Origin of the sequence: Kitasatospora sp. NPDC098663, assembly GCF_044760075.1 — a bacterium.
In the GTDB taxonomy this organism is placed as follows: domain Bacteria; phylum Actinomycetota; class Actinomycetes; order Streptomycetales; family Streptomycetaceae; genus Kitasatospora.
This window is the reverse complement of the sequence record NZ_JBIWAP010000009.1, coordinates 120,385-132,968: the sequence shown is the minus strand read 5'-3', so window position 1 is coordinate 132,968 and position 12,584 is coordinate 120,385. Positions and strand designations below refer to the sequence as shown.

The window sequence follows — 12,584 nt, the reverse complement described above, 5'->3', positions numbered from 1 at the left end:
GCGAGGGCCCCGGTTCCCCGCTTTTGTACGGCTCGCGGGGGACAACTGTCGTGCCGTGTACGGGTGGTCGTCACCTCTCCGGGAGGCTCCGGCTACGCGGCGAGGGACCAGCTGATCGCCGACAGGGTCGCCATCGAGGCCAGGGTCGACCAGAGCACCGAGTCCCGGGCGAGCCCGGTGCCCTGGCCGTACTCGCGGGCGTAGACGTAGACGTTCTGCGCGGTGGGCAGGGCGGAGAAGAGCACCACGGTGAGGAGTTGGTGCGCGGGGAGGTGGAGCAGCGGGCCGGCCACGGCGAAGGCGACCAGCGGCTGTATCAGGGTCTTGACCGCGACGGTCAGTCCGACCTCGGCGCGGAGCGAACGGCCGGTGGCCGGCGGGCGGTTGTGCAGCGACATGCCGAGGGCGACCAGGGCGGTCGGCACGGCGGCGCCGCCGAGCAGTTCGCAGGAGCGGTTCAGCTCGGCGGGCAGGTGCAGCCCGCAGGCGGAGGCGGCGGCGCCGAGCGCGGTGGCCAACAGGATGGGGTTGCGCAGCGGCAGGGTGAGCAGGGCCCGGCGGCCGGCCGCGCCGCCGTCGAGGACGGCCAGCACGGCGGGCGTGACCACCAGGATCTGGAACAGCACCACCGGTGCGACGAAGGAGGCGTCACCGAGGAGCTGCATCGCCACCGGGATGCCGAGGTTGGCCGAGTTGACGTACCCGCAGGCCATCGCGCCGATCGCCAACTCGCCGGTCCTGCGCCGGAACAGCAGGCGCCCGGCGAGCAGTCCGAGGCCGATCGAGACGACGGTGCCGGCGGTGAAGGCGAGCATCGAGGGGTTGGCGAAGTGGTCCAGCGGGGTGCGGACGATCATCAGGAACAGTGAGGCCGGCATCGCCACGTGGAAGACGAACCGGTTGAGCACCGGCTCCGCGTGCGGCCCGAGCAGTCCGGTCCGGCCGACCAGGTAGCCGATCCCGGTCAGCGCCCAGATCGGGGCGAATCCGGACAGCAGGGGGTGCAGGGCTGGCATGGTTCCTCGGATCGCTCGGACGGTCTGCCGGGTGGGCCGGGGGTCTCCCGCCCCGGGGCAGTAAACCAGTGAGCGTGAACGGGGAGACCACGGGCCTACGATGAGCCGATGGAGCCCGAGAACGCGCCGGTGGAACCCGAGTACCTGAGCCTGGCCGAGGTGGAGGCGATCGCCCGCCGCGCGCACGAGGGGCAGGTCGACAAGAACGGCCACCCGTACGGCGAGCACATCGCGGCGGTCGCCCACGGGACGGCCGCGCGCGGTGGCAGCGACGCCCAGATCGCGGCGGGCTGGCTGCACGACACCGTCGAGGACGACCGGTTGAGCCGGGAGTGGCTGGCGGGGGCCGCGTTGCCCGGGGCCACCAAGGCGATCGTGGACGCGCTCACCCGCCGCCCCGACGAGCCGGTCGAGGCGTACACCGCGCGGGTCCTGGCCGTGCCGGGCGCGCTGCTGGTCAAGCGTGCCGACCTCGCCCACAACTCGGACCCGGTCCGGCTGGCCGCGCTGGACGCCGCGACCGCCGAGCGGTTGGCCGCCAAGTACGCGCGGATGCGGGAACTGCTCGGGCTCACCGGCGAGCTCTGAGCGGCGGGGCGCGGCCCGGGCGAGCGACTGGAGGCGTCGCGCGACCTGCGAGAGGAGTGCGGGAACCACGAGAGGGCCCGGGCCACGCGGATCGCGCGGGCCCGGGCCCTCTGGGGTCACCCCGGTGATCCCTGTCCGACCCCCGGGGTGAGGGGGGAATGGTCAGGATGCGGGTGGAGTCCGGTGAGCCGAGGTGGTCGGCTTAGTACCAGTGGTTGGCCTGCCAGAAGGTCCAGGCGGCGTTCGGGCTGCCGTAGCGGGAGTTCATGTAGTCCAGCGCCCACTTGATCTGGGTGGTCGCGTTGGTCTTCCAGTCGGAGCCGTGCGTCGCCATCTTGGAGCCCGGCAGCGCCTGGGCCAGGCCGTACGCGCCCGAGCTGGCGTTGGTCGCGGTCACGTTCCAGCTGGACTCGTGGGCGATGATCTGGCTGAAGGAGGCCAGCTGGTTCGCCGGGACGATCTGGGCGGCCACGGCCTGCGGGGACAGGGTGGCGGCGTTCGCGGTGGCGGGCAGCACACCCGCGCCCAGGGCGGTCAGACCGGCGGCGCCGGCGAGAATCGCGGCGGAAGTGCGCATACGGAGCTTGAAAGTGGGCATCTAGAACAGGACCTCAATCAGGTTGGGCCGGGTCGCGCCCCGCCTTGGACCATGGCCGGACAGGGGCCGAAATGGTCGTGGGGCGTGACCTGGCAGTAAGTCGCTACCGGCGGGACAGGTGCCGGTGCGGCTGACGACTGAGCCATTGTTGGCATGCCGGATCGGGCGTCGCCAAGACCCCCTTGTTACGACCCCCGGTCGTACGGGGGGCGGTCGCCGTGGATTCGAAGGGTCAGCTACGCGGAGCGCACCGACCGCCGCTGACCTGCGCGAACACCCCGTTGGCGGGGCGGGGCACGGGTGCCCGGAAGCTGCCACTACCGCCCGTCGTGGACCGCATTCCGGTGTGAGCGCACTCACCGTTTGGGCCGCTGCGGCCATCACCCGCCGGTCTGCGGCCGGCACGTTGGGTACAGACGATCTCGCCCCCGTTGAGACCGGCGCCACACCCGCCGGGGCCCGGGGGCGAGCGTCGGGCCCCGACGGGGACCGGCAGGCTCCCGCCGACGTTCAGCGAAGGTCGCCGAGCCGGCGGTGACGCAGGGCCCGCGCCGCGAGGCGGTCCGGCTCCGGCAACGCCGCCAGCCCGCCGAGCGCGGCACCCACCGCCCGTCCCAGCCGCGCGCAGAACGCCTCCGGCTCGTCCGCCGCGTCCGGCCGCTCCTCGACCACCTCGTCCACCAGCCCGACCTGCGCCAGGTGGCCCGCGCCGATGCCCTGGGAGCGGGCCAGCTCGGCGGCGTGCCCGCCGTCCCGGTGGACGATCGCGGACGCGCCCTCCGGTGGCAGTGGTGCCAGCCAGGCGTGCCCTGCGGCGAGCACCCGATCGGCCGGGAGCAGCGCGAGTGCGCCGCCGCCCGAGCCCTGGCCGAGCAGCACCGCCAGGACGGGCGTGCGCAGCGCCAGCAGGGTGGTCAGGCAGTGCGCGATCTCGACCGCGATCCCGTCCAGCTCGGCCTGCGCGGACAGTTCGGCCCCGGCCGTGTCGACGACCGTGACCAGCGGCAGCCCCAGTTGCTCCGCCACCCGCGCGGTGCGCCGGACGGCCCGCAGGTCGGCGGCGGTGAACGGGCGCTCGTGCTCCGGGGTCTGCCGCTGCTGGCCGACCACCAGCACCGGCCGACCCCCGAGGACGGCGAGGGCGCGGACCAGTGCGCCGCCCCGCCCGCCGGGGGCGTCCAGCAGCACCAGTTCCTCGGCGGTGTGGCGCAGCAGCTCGCGGGTGCCCGGGCGGTCGGGGCGACGGGTGCGGCGGACGGAATCCCAGGCGTCGGGGTGTTCGGCGGCCCCGTCGGGAGCGGGAGAGGGGTCGGGGGTGCTGGTGCCGGCGGTGTCCGCGCGGCCCGGGGCGGGCGCGGTGGTGGCGAGGACGGCGAGCGTGCGGCGGACCAGCTCGCGCAGGTCCTCGGGCGGCACGACGGCGTCCACCAGGCCGCGTCCGGCGAGCGTCTCCGCCCGCTGTACGTCCGGGGGCAGTTCCACGCCGCGCAGTTCCTCGTACACGCGCGGGCCGAGGAAGCCGAGCCGGGCGCCCGGCTCGGCGAACACCAGCTGGCCGAGCGTGCCCCAGGAGGCGAAGACCCCGCCCATGGTCGGGTTCCGTAGATAGGTGAGATAGGGGAGACCGGCCGCGCGGTGCGCCTGGACGGCGGCGGTGATCCGCAGCATGCACAGGAAGGCCGCCGACCCCTCCTGCATGCGCGTCCCGCCGGAGACGGGCAGGGCGAGCAGCGGCAGCCGCTCGGCGGTGGCGCGCTCGACGGCGCGGGTGATCCGCTCGGCGGTGGCCACGCCGATCGAGCCGCCGAGGAAGCCGAACTCGGAGGCGACCAGCGCCACCGGTCGCCCGCCGACCAGGCCCGCGCCGGTGAGGACGGCCTCGTCGAGATCGGTGCGTGCGCGGGCCCGGTCGAGCGAGGCGCGGTAGCCGGGGTCGGCGGGCGGGCCCCCGGGCGGCTCGTCCCAGCGCTGGAAGCCGTCCGGGTCGACCAGCAGTCCGATCAGCTGCCGCGCGGTCAACGGTGCGCCCGTGCCCGTGGCCGGGTGGGTTCCCGTGCCCGTGCCCGCGCTCGTTTCCGTGTTCGTCCCCGTGTTCATGCCCACTCCGTCAGCGGTCGTTCCGGTCCGACATGATCCGTCACTCTATGCGGCGCGACTGGAGCGGGGAGCGAACGTGTGGAAGCTGTGAGGAGGCCGACAGCGGTCGGGTCGCTAGTTCGACGGCGGTCGACCCATGGGGTGTCCGGGCGGTTCGTGGACGGCGCCGGCCGGGCTCGGGTCGGGGCCGGGATACGACTCAAGTCGCTGGTCAGACAGGTGAGTTACCCGTCGGTTAATAGTTTGTCGCAGGCCTTCCGGAGTTGTCGGTGGCTGGTCACACTGGTGGACATGACCCGCACTCTACGCGCGTGGAAGACCCGCGCTGCCGCCGTCACCGCCGTCGCCCTGATGACCCTCGCGCCCGTCGCCGTCGCCACCGAGGCGCACGCCGACGTGAGCGGCACGGTGTGTCTGTCCGCCCTCCCGCCCGAGGCGACCGACACCCTCAACCTGATCGCCACCGACGGGCCGTTCCCGTACTCCCAGGACGGCGTCGTGTTCCAGAACAGGGAGCACGTCCTGCCCAGCCAGTCCAACGGCTACTACCACGAGTACACCGTCATCACGCCCGGCGCCCCGACCCGCGGCACCCGTCGGATCATCACCGGTCAGGCGGTCCAGGAGGACTACTACACCGGTGACCACTACGTCACGTTCTCGCTGATCGACCAGGGCTGCTGACACGCACCCCACACCCCTTCCGGCCCCGGCGCACGTCTCCGCCGGGGCCGCCGGAACGCAGGGGCCGCCGGAACGACGGGCCCGGCGGATCGCCGAGAGGCGACCCCCGCCCGCCCCGGCGGCCCGCCGCGACCGGCCTCAGAGCTCGGACGGCCCCCAGGCGTCCACCACCAGCTCGTCCCCGACCCGCAGCGTGCCGGGCCGCAGCACCGCGAACTTGCTGCCGAACGCGACCCCGCCGACCGCCGCCCGGCGGTAGCCGGCCAGCGTCCGCAGCGGCTCCGGACCGGCCTTCGCGCCCGTCGACTGGTCGACCAGCGTCACCGAGCAGCGGATCGCGAGCTTGGCATAGGCCAACTCGGCGCCGCCCACGGTGATCCGGCGGGTCAGGTCCTCGGTGTGCGGTTCGTCCCAGCCGTCCACCACCAGGTTCGGGCGGAACCGGTCCGCCGACAGGGGGAGTCCGCCGCTCAGCGCGTTGAAGCGATCCAGTGACGCGCGGGACAGCAGGTGCACCGCGCAGCTGTCGGCGTAGCCGGACGTGCCCGGTACCAGCCCGTCCGTCACCCGGTCGTGCTCCGGTGGCACCCGGACCAGCCGGCTGCGGACACCCAGCACTCCGGACAGCCAGCCGGCCACCTCCTCGCCCTGGTCGATCCCGAAGAACGGGGCGCCGAACAGCCGCACCGCTCGGCGCGGCCCCTCGGTGTCCACGGCGACGGCCACCGGCTCCACGCCCGGGGCGTCGAGGGTCAGCCGGCGGCCGTCCTCCCCGACCGCCGGGCGGACCGTGGCCAGCAGAGGGTCCCGGCGCTGGGAGCGGAACACCCCGTCCTCGTCCACCACCATGAACGCCCGGTCGTGGGCCAGCCCCGCCGGAGTCAGCTCCGCCCGCGCCACCTCGACCCCGGCACACCCCTTCACCGGGTAGTACCGCAACTCCACCACTTCGGCCATGGCCGCCCCCTCGACTCGCCGCAGCCCTGCGCGGGCCGCTCCGGACCCCTCGCGGAATCAACGCCTGCGTAGGGTAGTTGACCGCCGCCCGACCGCCCGCCCCCGGGATTGCTAGGGTCGGGACATGGCATCGAGCAGCGCGAACCCCCCGGGAAGGCTCCGGCGCGACGCCCAGCGCAACCGCGACCTGCTGCTCGCCGCCGCCCGCGGCATGTTCTCCCGGCACGGCCTCGACGTTCCGCTGGACCAGATCGCCAAGGAGGCCGGCGTCGGCAACGCCACCCTCTACCGCCACTTCCCGACCCGCGAGGCGTTGATCGGCGAGGTGTTCGCCGACGCCGCCGTCGGCCTGGCCGGGGCCGGCGAGGAAGCCCTCGCCGCCGAGGACGCCTGGACCGCCCTCGAACGCTACTTCGAGCGCATCTTCGAACTCGTCGCCGCCGACCGGGGCATCAACGACCTCGTCACCCAGGCCATCCCCACCATCCCCGGCATGATCGAGATCAGCCGCCGGAACGCCGCCACCGTCGGCGCCCTCATCGCCCGCGCCCAGCACCAGGGCACCATGCGGCGCGACGTGGTCACCATGGACCTGCTCTTCCTGCTCGGCCCGCTCTGCCGCGCCCTGCCCGCCACCACCGACCTGCGCCCCGACCTCTGGCGCCGCTACCTCGCCCTGCTCCTCGACGGCTTCCGCGCCCAGGCCACCCACCCGCTGCCCGTCCCCCCGATCGGTGAGGAACACCTGGACCGGATGTTCGCCGACCTCTGGGAAGCCGAACCACCGGAGGCGTAGGCGCGCCGTTCCACGCCGGGAAGAGGTCGGCCTTCGCCTTCACCAGTGCGGCGCCGCGTTGATCCTTCGGGGGTTGCCGGTCCGATCCTCCTCGACCCCGGAAGCGGGCTACGACGCTCTCGGCCTTCTGCCCGAGGTGACCTCCGGCAGAGGCCCGGGTGCAGGTGGGTGAGCCGGCGCAGCCCGCGAACGCGGCGAACTCGTGGTCGGCGATCGTTCTTCTCGTCCTGCCCTACCGTCTGCGCGGCACGAGTCCGGTGTCGAAGGCGATGATCGCCAGGTGGACGCGGTCCCGAGCCTCGAGCTTGGCGAACAGACGCGCGACATGGGTCTTCGCCGTCGCCGCGCTGATCACCAGCCGCTCGGCTATCTCGGTGTTCGACAGTCCCTGTCCGACCAGTGCCAGCACCTCGCGCTCCCGGTCGGTGATCTCCGCGATGAGGCTCGAGTCCGCGGCGGGCTCGGCGTCCGGTTCGGGGGCCGCGGGGCCGGATGTTCCGGCGAAGTCCGCGATCAGCCGTCGGGTCACGCTCGGCGCGAGCAACGCCTCGCCGGCCGCCACCACGCGGATCGCGTCCAGGATCGCGTCCAGGGCCATGCTCTTGAGCAGGAATCCGCTGGCGCCGGCGCGCAGTGCGCCGTAGACGTACTCGTCGTCGTCGAAGGTCGTCAGCACCAGCACCTTGGGCGGGTCCGGTTCGGCGGTCGCCTGCCGGGTCGCCTCGATCCCGTCCATGCCCGGCATCCGGATGTCCATCACCACGACGTCCGGCCGCAGCTCACGTACCAGGCGCACCGCCTCGCGGCCGTCGCCGGCCTCGCCGACCACCTCCAGGTCGGCGGTGCTGCCGATCAGGATCCCGAGCCCGACCAGCATCAGCGGCTGGTCATCGACCAGCAGCACCCGCACGCTCATGCCGGGAGCCTCGCCGTCACCCGGAATCCGCCCTCCGGACACCGGCCCGCGCTGAACTGGCCGGACAGCAGCGACACCCGCTCGCGCATGCCGAGCAGGCCGAAGCCGCTCCCGCCGGCCGCGGAGTGCCTCGGACGGCCCGGCCCGCCGGAACCGTCGTCCCCATCGTCCACCACCTCGATCCTCACTCCTTCCGGCTCGTAACCGACCGCGACCCGGCACGTTCGCGCCCCGGAGTGCCGCACCACGTTGGTCACCGACTCCTGGATGATCCGGAATGCCGACAGTTCGATCTCCGGCGGCAGTGGACGCTGCTCGCCCTGCCAGGTCACGTGGACCCGCACCCCGGCGTCGGCCGTGCGTTCGGCGAGTAGCGGGACGTCGGCCAGGCTGCCGGCCGGCGCCAGCGGAGCGGCCTGCGGCATGGCGTCGTCCGGCTCGGCGCGGCGTAGCGCCCCGAGCATGCGCTGCAGCCCGAGCAGGGTCTCCCGGCTGGTGGTCTCGATGCCGCACAGCGCCTGCCGCGCCTGCTCGGGCTTGGTCTCCACGACCCGCGCCGCCGCTCCCGACAGCACCGTGATGATCCCGATGCTGTGCGCGACACTGTCGTGCAGTTCGCGGGCGATCCGCAGCCGCTCGGTCACGACGGCGCGGGCCGCCCTCTGCTCGTGCAGGGCTTCGAGGTACTCACGGCGTTTGCGATACACCCCCCCGAAGACCCACGCGACCGCGAACCACAACGCGAGCGCCCCGGCCCACTGGGCCGCGTCGCCGACGGACTGCCCGGGGGCGTGGATGTCGTAGACGAACACGGCCGCGACGCAGGCGACGGAGCCGACGGCGGCGGCAGCCTTCGGCCGCCGGGCGGCGAGGTACCCGCCCAAGGCGACGAGCAGGACGAACATGACAACGGGCCGCGCGCCGAAGGCGTCGCCGAGGACTGATTCGCCCAGGATCACCGCGAAGACGGTCGCCGGCAGGCGGCGCACCAGCAGAACCGGAAGGGCGAGTACGACGCACAGACCCAGCATCTGGACGGGTTCGAGGCCGGGGAACCGGAACAGGCCGTACTCAGGGGTCGGCATTGTCAAGGGGAGCATCAGCGCGTAGAAGCAGGCGGTGGTCAGCACCACGGCCGGTGACGTCAGCCAGGTCACGCGCTTCGATGTCGAGAGACGCTGGAGAGGCTCTTCCATGCGGAGATCGTATTCAGTGGCGTCGGCTCTGCGCGTCGTCCCGGGGATGTACGCACCGGTACACCGCCGGGCCGATGGCCTGGGGAGAGGTGCATTCGCCAGCCGACGCGATGGATCATGGTCCGTTCCTAGGTTCATGGCCATGACGAATCCGTCGGTGATCGCTCTCCAGGACGCGACAAAGGTGCAGCGTGCTTCGGTGGTCCTGGCACTGGCCGAGGGAATGTCGAACGCCGCCACGGGCCGCGCGGCAGGTGGACACCGTCCGCTCCTGGCGCAAGCGGTTCACCGCCGAGCGGCTGGCCGCGCTCGTCGACCGGCCCCGGCCGCTGGGGCGGCCCCGCTTGTCCGCCGAGGACAAACTGCAGGTCATCGCCGCCGCGACCGCCCGACCGCCGACCGGCCCGGCCGCCCCGGGCAGCACCTGCCGGGAGTTCGAGTACATCCACCACACCCCCGAACACACCGCGCGGCGCGGCCAAGTCGAACTGTTCTTCTCCACCCTGACCCGGCGTCCACTGCGCCGCGGCCAGTTCGCCTCCCGCGACGAACTGGCCGCGGCCGTCGACACCTTCGTCCTGGCCTTCGACGAACACGACGCCGGGCCCTACCGCTGGACCTGCGACGGCAGCCCGCTCAAAGCCGCATGAACCCCCGAAGGATCAACGCGGCGCTGTCCTAGGGCTGGAAGAGTACTTCCGGATTGTTCGGCGAGGGGCCGTCCAGCAGCGGACTGTGGATCCCCTTCAGCGTCTGGTCGAAGAACGCCGTCACGTACTCGCGGGTGATCGCCATCCCGCGTTCCGGGGAGAGGGGCGCCGTCGGGAACCCGGCCTGCTCCTGAAGCAGGTCCCCGTCGGAGAAGCTGAAGTGGTCGGCGCCGGTGACCGTCAGCCACTTCTTGTAGCCGCCGAGGGCGGCCCAGGCCCGGTCCCACACGATGCCGTCGCCGCTGCCGGGCGTGTGGCTGTCGGCGATACCCAGCATAAGGAACGGCCGGTCGATCTGGCCGGGCATCGGGACCGGGTGGAAGGTGCCGTCCATGTTCACTCCGGCCCGTACGCGCGGGTCGGCGATCATCGTGTCGGCGGCCGCCGCTCCGCCGAGGGAGTGTCCGGCCATGCCGATCTCGTGCTTGTCGATGAGGTGTGCCAGGGGCCACGCGGTATTGCCGTGCGTCAACTGGTCGATCACGAAGGACACGTCCCGCGCGCGGCTGACGGCTTCGGCGTCGAAGTCGATCCGCGTCGGGTCGTCGCAGATCGCGCACGGCGGCGTCTGGCCGTTCGCCAGCGTCTCGCCGCTGTCCTCGTAGGTGTGGCCGACGAGCGCGACGACGTAGCCGTGACTGGCCAGGTCGGTCGCGAGCGAGGTGAGCATCATGCGCGGGTTCTCGGACGCGGGTGAGAGGACCACCAGCGGATGCTTGCCGCGCTGCGGCCGCGCGCCGTCGAAGGCGTGAGTGGTGACGCTGGAAAGGCTCTCCGGGGTGACGCCGGAGCTCGCCGGCATGTTCCGGCGCTGGATGATTCCGGCTGCCTCGGCGAGGGTCATGTAAGGGGCCGGAGTCCCGGTCCCGGGGACGGCCGGGTAGACCATCGTGACGGTCAGTTGGCGGGGACCGGATGACGGCACCCACGGGTCGGGACGGCTCGCGTCGGTGAGGTGGATGACGTCCTCGCCGGCGGCGGAGGGGCCGGTCGGCGCGGGGAGCGTGCCTTGGAAGGACCGCGTGGGCGCGGTGGCCGTGGCCGGTGCGGTGTCGAACGCGTGCGTGGTCACCGGTGTGGCCGACGGTGTGGTCGTGGCGGCGAACCCGGCGCCGGTTCCGGTGACGAGGGCGGCGAGCGTCAGCACCGCGACAGCGCTGATACGGCGATTGCGTTTCATGGGATCGACGCTAGGTTCCGCAGCTCCGTATCGAATCAGCCCATGGATGTAAGCATTCTGGTGTCGTTCGTAGCCCCCGCGAGGTACGGGAGTCACCCGCCGGGAGTATGTCGTGCGGCGCGGGGTTCCCTTCGCCGGCATCGTCTAGCGCCACCTTCGTCCTGGCCTACGACGAACACGACGCCGGGCCCTACCGCAGAGCTGGCCGACCACCTGGAGGCGTACCGGACCGTGTTGTAGCGACCCCGGGGCATCAGGGACACGTACGGAACACCCGCGCGCGCGTCAGAGGCGTGTCAACGGGCACCGGAGGTGCGGCGCCGGCCCGCTTTGCTGGAGGACGACAGCACGGCACGGCGGTACGGACCGAGAGGCGGGGCGAACCATGGCGGACAGCGAGATATCCGGCGCGGACGAGGCGGCGGAGCGGGCCGACCGCGCGGGCCGGATCGTCGTCGGCGTCAGCGGCTCGCTCGGCAGCCTCGCCGCCCTCCACCACGCCGTCGCCGAAGCCCACCGCACCGACGCCGAGGTCCTCGCCCTCCTCTGCTGGACCTCACCCGGCGAGGAGATCGGCTACCGCCGCACCCCCTGCCCGGCCGCGATCACCGCCGGCCGCGACGCCGCCGTCGCCCGGCTCCGGCAAGCCCTCGACGAGGCCTTCGCCGGCCGCTACGCCGGAGTCCGGCTGCGCTGCCAGGCCGTCCGCGGCGACACCGGACACACCCTGGTCCGCTTCGCCGACCACCCCGACGACCTGCTCGTCCTCGGCGCCGGCAGCAGCCGCGGCTGCCTCTCCCGGGCGCTGCGCCCCTCCGTCACCGCCTACTGCGTCCGGCACGCGAGCTGCCCCGTCCTGGCCGTCCCCCGGCCTCCTCTGCAGCGCGACCTGGAGGCCATGGAGCGCGGCCACGGTCTGCGCTCCCTCGTCGCGGGGCGGTAGGCCGCGCGTTGTGCCCGCGGCGCCGTCCACCTACGACAGCCCGGCGGCCTGGGCGAGGACGGCGGCGGTCCGGCGGCCGGCGCGCAGCCGCGCTTCTGCGGTGGTGGGGAGGCAGCGGTCCGCCTCGGCGTCGTACACGGTCATGATGACGCCCGCATGGTCGGTGGCGGGTTCGAGAACCCGTACCGCCGACATCTGCTTTGTCAGAGCAGCGCTCAGTTGCCGGGTGTGCTCGATGTCCAGCACCCCGTCCTCCGTGCCGTGGACCAGCCAGAGCGGCACGGGCGAGGCCTGCTCGGCGAGCAGGCCGAGGGGGGCGTCCCCGGTGGTGATCGCCGGGCGGGCGTAGCTGGAGGCGATGCCGACGGCGGCGATGGGACGTTGCTCGGCGGGGGTGTCCGGGTGGGTGGCCACGGCTACGGCCTCCCGGCCGCCCAGTGACCAGCCGGCCAGGACCAGGCGGTCCGGGTCCCCGCCGTGCGCGGCGGCGGTGTGGCGGGCGTGGGCGAGCGAGGCGAGCAGTTCGGCGCGGCCGCCGTCCGGCCGGTCGGAGCGCCAGTCCGGGACGAGCACCAGCAGGCCGAGCCCGGCGGCCTCCCGGGCGAGCGGCCGCAGCACGTCGCGCTCGTCGGGGCCCCGGCCGTGCCACAGCAGTACGACGGGCGCGGGCCCGGCGGTGCCGGCGGGCGGGCGGTGCACGTCCATGAGCCGTCCGTCGGCGTACGGGATGGCCTCGGGTTGAGCGCTCGTCATGCGGGGTTCGCCTCCGGTTCGGTGCCTGATCACGGAGCTGGTACTGTACTTCTCGTCGCGAGGGAGATGATTCCTCGTCAGGCGTCAGTGGTGCTACCAGAGCACGTCCTACTTTCAGTAGGAAGAGTCCGTGCGATCCGGGCCTGGCGC

General features: G+C 73.2%; 13 protein-coding genes. 5 read left to right on the top strand and 8 right to left on the bottom strand.

Annotated features, from left to right (window positions below):
• Positions 1-92 precede the first annotated feature (92 nt).
• Positions 93-1,016, bottom strand: coding sequence for an AEC family transporter (locus tag ACIQVZ_RS12270; RefSeq protein WP_402449204.1), 924 nt, complete (start codon positions 1,014-1,016; stop codon positions 93-95).
• A gap of 108 nt (positions 1,017-1,124) precedes the next feature.
• Between ACIQVZ_RS12270 and ACIQVZ_RS12265 the strand changes: the two genes are divergently transcribed.
• Positions 1,125-1,604: an HD domain-containing protein gene (locus ACIQVZ_RS12265; protein WP_402449202.1), complete on the top strand. Its 480-nt coding sequence runs from the start codon at positions 1,125-1,127 to the stop codon at positions 1,602-1,604.
• A gap of 202 nt (positions 1,605-1,806) precedes the next feature.
• Here the strand turns inward: ACIQVZ_RS12265 and ACIQVZ_RS12260 are convergent, their stop codons facing one another.
• Complete coding sequence (locus ACIQVZ_RS12260; RefSeq protein ID WP_350879079.1) at positions 1,807-2,181, bottom strand: transglycosylase SLT domain-containing protein; 375 nt, start codon at positions 2,179-2,181, stop codon at positions 1,807-1,809.
• Between the two features lie 531 nt (positions 2,182-2,712).
• Positions 2,713-4,299 (bottom strand): carboxyl transferase domain-containing protein, encoded by a 1,587-nt coding sequence (locus ACIQVZ_RS12255; RefSeq protein WP_402449200.1) that lies wholly within the window; start codon positions 4,297-4,299, stop codon positions 2,713-2,715.
• Between the two features lie 291 nt (positions 4,300-4,590).
• Between ACIQVZ_RS12255 and ACIQVZ_RS12250 the strand changes: the two genes are divergently transcribed.
• Positions 4,591-4,983, top strand: coding sequence for a ribonuclease (locus ACIQVZ_RS12250; protein WP_402449198.1), 393 nt, complete (start codon positions 4,591-4,593; stop codon positions 4,981-4,983).
• A gap of 138 nt (positions 4,984-5,121) precedes the next feature.
• Here the strand turns inward: ACIQVZ_RS12250 and ACIQVZ_RS12245 are convergent, their stop codons facing one another.
• Positions 5,122-5,940, bottom strand: coding sequence for an MOSC N-terminal beta barrel domain-containing protein (locus tag ACIQVZ_RS12245; RefSeq protein WP_350879081.1), 819 nt, complete (start codon positions 5,938-5,940; stop codon positions 5,122-5,124).
• Positions 5,941-6,064: 124 nt separating this feature from the next.
• On the opposite strand from ACIQVZ_RS12245, the gene ACIQVZ_RS12240 reads away from it, so the two are divergent.
• Positions 6,065-6,736, top strand: coding sequence for a TetR/AcrR family transcriptional regulator (locus ACIQVZ_RS12240; protein WP_402449195.1), 672 nt, complete (start codon positions 6,065-6,067; stop codon positions 6,734-6,736).
• Between the two features lie 232 nt (positions 6,737-6,968).
• Here the strand turns inward: ACIQVZ_RS12240 and ACIQVZ_RS12235 are convergent, their stop codons facing one another.
• Both ACIQVZ_RS12235 and ACIQVZ_RS12230 read right to left on the bottom strand, forming a co-directional pair.
• Entirely contained in the window at positions 6,969-7,652 is a 684-nt protein-coding gene (locus ACIQVZ_RS12235) for a response regulator transcription factor (protein WP_350879083.1), read from the bottom strand.
• Positions 7,649-8,848, bottom strand: a complete 1,200-nt coding sequence (locus tag ACIQVZ_RS12230; RefSeq protein WP_402449192.1) for a sensor histidine kinase — start codon at positions 8,846-8,848, stop codon at positions 7,649-7,651. The genes ACIQVZ_RS12235 and ACIQVZ_RS12230 overlap by 4 nt, the downstream gene beginning before the upstream one ends.
• Positions 8,849-9,102: 254 nt before the next feature.
• Between ACIQVZ_RS12230 and ACIQVZ_RS12225 the strand changes: the two genes are divergently transcribed.
• Positions 9,103-9,498 (top strand): helix-turn-helix domain-containing protein, encoded by a 396-nt coding sequence (locus tag ACIQVZ_RS12225; protein WP_402449190.1) that lies wholly within the window; start codon positions 9,103-9,105, stop codon positions 9,496-9,498.
• A gap of 28 nt (positions 9,499-9,526) precedes the next feature.
• Here the strand turns inward: ACIQVZ_RS12225 and ACIQVZ_RS12220 are convergent, their stop codons facing one another.
• Entirely contained in the window at positions 9,527-10,738 is a 1,212-nt protein-coding gene (locus ACIQVZ_RS12220; protein WP_402449188.1) for an alpha/beta hydrolase family protein, read from the bottom strand.
• Between the two features lie 385 nt (positions 10,739-11,123).
• On the opposite strand from ACIQVZ_RS12220, the gene ACIQVZ_RS12215 reads away from it, so the two are divergent.
• Entirely contained in the window at positions 11,124-11,681 is a 558-nt protein-coding gene (locus ACIQVZ_RS12215; protein WP_350879087.1) for a universal stress protein, read from the top strand.
• Between the two features lie 30 nt (positions 11,682-11,711).
• On the opposite strand, the gene ACIQVZ_RS12210 is transcribed toward ACIQVZ_RS12215, so the two are convergent.
• Positions 11,712-12,434 carry an alpha/beta hydrolase family protein gene (locus tag ACIQVZ_RS12210; RefSeq protein WP_402449185.1) on the bottom strand — a complete coding sequence of 241 codons (723 nt, stop codon included), beginning with the start codon at positions 12,432-12,434 and terminating at the stop codon, positions 11,712-11,714.
• Positions 12,435-12,584 lie beyond the last annotated feature (150 nt).